The sequence below is a fragment of the Corynebacterium phoceense genome, from assembly GCF_900092335.1.
Classification (GTDB): Bacteria; Actinomycetota; Actinomycetes; order Mycobacteriales; family Mycobacteriaceae; genus Corynebacterium; species Corynebacterium phoceense.
In genome coordinates this window covers 1-3,806 of the sequence record NZ_LT596214.1, presented here as the reverse complement: position 1 = coordinate 3,806, position 3,806 = coordinate 1, and the positions used below count along the sequence as shown (strand labels likewise).

Genomic DNA, 3,806 nt, shown 5'->3' with positions numbered 1-3,806 from the left:
AAGGACCCCAATATCTTGTGCCACGCCCGAACCCCCGGCGAACTAATCAATGCACTCTAAAACCGGAAGAGCCGTATTATGGTTCCGAGGCGCTCTTGGTGGCACAGGTCATGCAAAGGTGCTCGCTATGGGGGTTGACGTGGAGGCTGGTCAATGTGTGGCATAACACACAAACAGTGCAAGGTGTCTTACTTCGATTAGAGGCCCGTCAACGGGTGAGAAATAGTGAAACACAATGCATGTCCGCTGTTCGAGCTATGTTTTCGCGTTTCGTAAATTGCTTCTTTTCGCTATATGTATATCGCTGCCTCGCGTCCTCGTTCGGCTGCCGTGTGTGCTTCGTGGTTTCAATGTTAGTGCCTCCACTGTTGCGTGTAATGGGGTTTTCTCTTGAGCGGTGTGGTAGAACACTGCTAATCGACGGCTGTGAACCATTTTCGACCGTTATAACTATTTGATCAGGGGTGGAAACCATTTATCAACGGGGAGATTGGTCTTAGAGGGTAAAGGCCAGTGGAAGCCCGCATAGGCAGTGGGCGCCAATTCAGCTATAAGGCCTGGCGCAGGCAGTCGTCCATATCGAATCACGCGTAGGCGATCTGTGAGCTTCTTCTTCGCTAGTTTCAGTTCACGCCTGGCCGAGGCAAGCGCTCTATCGCCATGTGCGGTCTTAATCTGAGTAGTTAACTCCTCGAGGCGAGCATTGATGATCTTGAGGTCGCGTCCGAGCGCTGCGCGCTCAGCTTCATATTCTTCCTCAGGGGTTGCGCCATCATCGAGCCGGAGCTGTACGAGTTCGGGGGAGTCCCAGGGGGCTGGGCGTTGTGTGTTCATGTTTACCAGGCTACCAACATTCGAACCATTACAAAAGTGGTGCTATAGTCTTGTGTATGGTAAAGAGGCAACAAGCATCACGCGCACCACTACAGCCGGGCGAAGATACTGTTGAGCGAGTCCTGGACACGCTCTCACGAGGGCCGTTTGACGCGTTTGTCACCGTCAAGACTTGGGAAGGGCGCTCCAAACGCATTCACATCCGCGCGAAGACGAAAGGTGAATTTCGGACCAAGGCACGAGAAAAGATTGATGTTATCCTCAATACGTCAGCGAGTAGCTGGACGAAGGCGCAACGCCTTACGACCTTTATGGATGAGGTGAGTGAACCAGCGGTTAAAGCCGCGCGCCTGAGATTGAACACGAGAAAGCGCTATGAACTAGCCTTATCACAGCTACGCCGCCATCTTGATGGACTCACGATCGGCCACGCCGTGAGATTTAGGACTCTTGAAAAGGCGTTGCAGGACATAGGGACAGGCCATGGTGCCGAGTCCGCGCGACAAGCGCGCACGGTCTTAAGCAAGTACGTGTTAGACCAACTCATCCGTGAAGGGGTTATCGAACATAACCCACTGCGAGGCATATCAATAGATCTCGGGGACACTCGCAAGGGGAACAAGCCTAAACAATCGCATGCGCTTACGGATGCTCAGTATGACGCTGTTGTTGATCATCTTTTGGTGCGAGACACAGCAGGGCCTATACCGCCGGGAACGGATAGGCGGCACACATCTATTAGGAAGCATGAGTTAACGGTCGCTCTAACTATTCTCCAGGCCGGTACAGGATTGCGTATTAGTGAAGCGCTCGCGCTTACCCGTGAGGATGTAACTATCACGCAGAACTCACTGGCAATAACAGTTCAGGCGGAACGGTCAAAGACGCATAGGGGACGTACCGTGCCGATGCTGGACAAAAGATGCGAAAAGTTCTGGCGAGAGCGAATCGAAACAATTGGTCCCGGTGATCCGCTTATCCCGGCGCCGGGGGATGTGCACTTGCACTGGCGGACGGACAACGCCGTTAAGGCATGTGCGGCGCTCTATAAGGACATTGGCGTTCAACTGGAAGATGAGGTTGTTTCTTCTATGAGATCACACGCTTGGCGCACGGTACTCAACAACCGAGCAATTGCTCGCGGAGTTCCCGCCGAGATTCGCAGCGCATTCTTTGGTCACACTGAGGCCATGAACGCCCGAAACTACACGGACCTTACCGACGTTTCGGCCATGCAGTCGGCACTTGAAGGTGGTGCACTAGATGGTGCACTAGAGGGATGATTCTGGATGATTCTAAATGGTTCTAAATGATCGAAAATGCCTCTAAACAGCATGGTCAGAATCGAATAATGCCTGTTAGGCTCGAATGTAATCCGATAACCCAGAGGTCGTAGGTTCGAATCCTGCCCCCGCTACAAAGTTCTTAAGTCCCTCTCCTTCGGGAGAGGGACTTTTGATGTTTTCTGAACTTTCGGGCTAGGGGGGCTAGGGGCGGGTTAAGGGACAAAAGGGCATGCGGACGAAATCTTGGAGGATTTCCCGTATGACTAATGTGCGATACACGGATGCCCAGCGGCTTAAGGCATTAGAGGTATTCGATAGAACACAATCTGCTACCAAGACCGTTCGCGAGTTGGGCTACCCAGGCCGTTGGACACTCCATCGATGGATCAGAGAGCGTGATGTACCCCCAGCTGCCCCCATTCGGCGTACGACCTTAAAGCGCTACCCACTTGCGACAAAGCTCAAAGCCGTTGAGCTTTTTACCGCTGGTATGTCTCCTGAGGCCATCGCATCTGAGCTTTCGCTGAACTCGAAAATGAGCGTCTATGCTTGGGCCCAACGATTCCGCGAAGAAGGAAAGTGGGGCTTGATGAGCGCAACTGAACGCAAACAGTCTGCCGGCATTGTTACTCGTAAAGCCTTTGAGAAATCGCTTCCAGATGATGCGGCTGAACTCAAGAAGCTGGCAGCACGCCTATCAGCAGAAAAGGCCGTGTTAGAAAAAGAACTGGAAGAATTAAAAAAAGACGACAGCATCGACCCAGCCAACCTCAGTAACAAGTTCAAAGCCATTGTGGTCGATGCGTTACGGTCTTCTTTTCCAATTTCATTGTTGCTCGACATTGTTGGTCTCTCTTCATCCAGCTTCTATTACCAGCTCAAAGCCCTAAATGGCCCGTCAAAATATGCAGAACTGACAGAGGTGGTAACCAAAATCGTCGAGCATTCTGGATTCAGCTATGGATATCGTCGCGTATGGATCCAGTTGAAGAAACTGGGTATCAAGGTCAGTGAGAAAGTCGTGCGTCGAATCATCTCTGCCGAAGGACTCACGGTGCGCTACGTGAAGAAAAGGCGTCGCTATTCGTCCTATCGTGGTGAGATTTCGGAGGCGCCACCGAATCTGGTTAAACGAAATTTTCATGCCGAAGCGCCGGGTTTATTGTGGTTGACGGATATTTCTGAGTTTCCTGCTGATGACGGGAAAATATACTTTTCGGCGTTAGTGGACTGTTTCGATGGAAAGATTGTTGGGGCGACAACGAGCCGACACCCTAATCAGCAGCTTGCCGACGACTGTCTGAAGCAGGCGCTTGAAAACAATGCACCGCCTGACCCCGCAAAACTAGTAGTTCATTCCGATCGAGGTTGCCATTATCGGGGCAACAGTTGGATTCAAGCCTCACAGGACATCGGCTTTACGCGTTCGATGTCGAAGAAGGGATGTTCGCCCGACAATTCAGCGTGCGAGGGATTGTTCGGCAGAATGAAAAATGAGATGTTCTATGGACGTAAGTGGCCCCATTGTGATGAATTAGAGCAAGCAATTCATGAATATGTTGGCTTCTATAACGAACATAGAATCAAGCTTGAGTTCGATGGATTAAGCATCAATCAACGCAGGCGCGAACTGCTACTCTAAACATTCCTAAAAAATGTCCGCATCCCCTTCTGTCCCTTAACCCG

The 3,806-nt window shown here is 51.3% G+C and carries 3 protein-coding genes; 2 read left to right on the top strand and 1 reads right to left on the bottom strand.

Annotated elements, in window-relative coordinates; genetic code table 11:
- Window positions 1–450: 450 nt before the first annotated feature.
- The gene (locus BN9444_RS14425) at window positions 451–834 is read right to left on the bottom strand and encodes a hypothetical protein (protein ID WP_141681490.1); all 384 of its coding nucleotides are present in this window, start codon (window positions 832–834) and stop codon (window positions 451–453) included.
- A gap of 56 nt (window positions 835–890) precedes the next feature.
- Here BN9444_RS14425 and BN9444_RS13955 point away from each other — a divergent pair, with 56 nt between their 5' ends.
- Entirely contained in the window at window positions 891–2,117 is a 1,227-nt protein-coding gene (locus BN9444_RS13955; protein WP_231732315.1) for a tyrosine-type recombinase/integrase, read from the top strand.
- A 262-nt stretch (window positions 2,118–2,379) separates the two neighbouring features.
- Window positions 2,380–3,762, top strand: coding sequence for an IS3 family transposase (locus tag BN9444_RS13295; RefSeq protein WP_077210023.1), 1,383 nt, complete (start codon window positions 2,380–2,382; stop codon window positions 3,760–3,762).
- The last annotated feature ends 44 nt before the right edge of the window (window positions 3,763–3,806 follow it).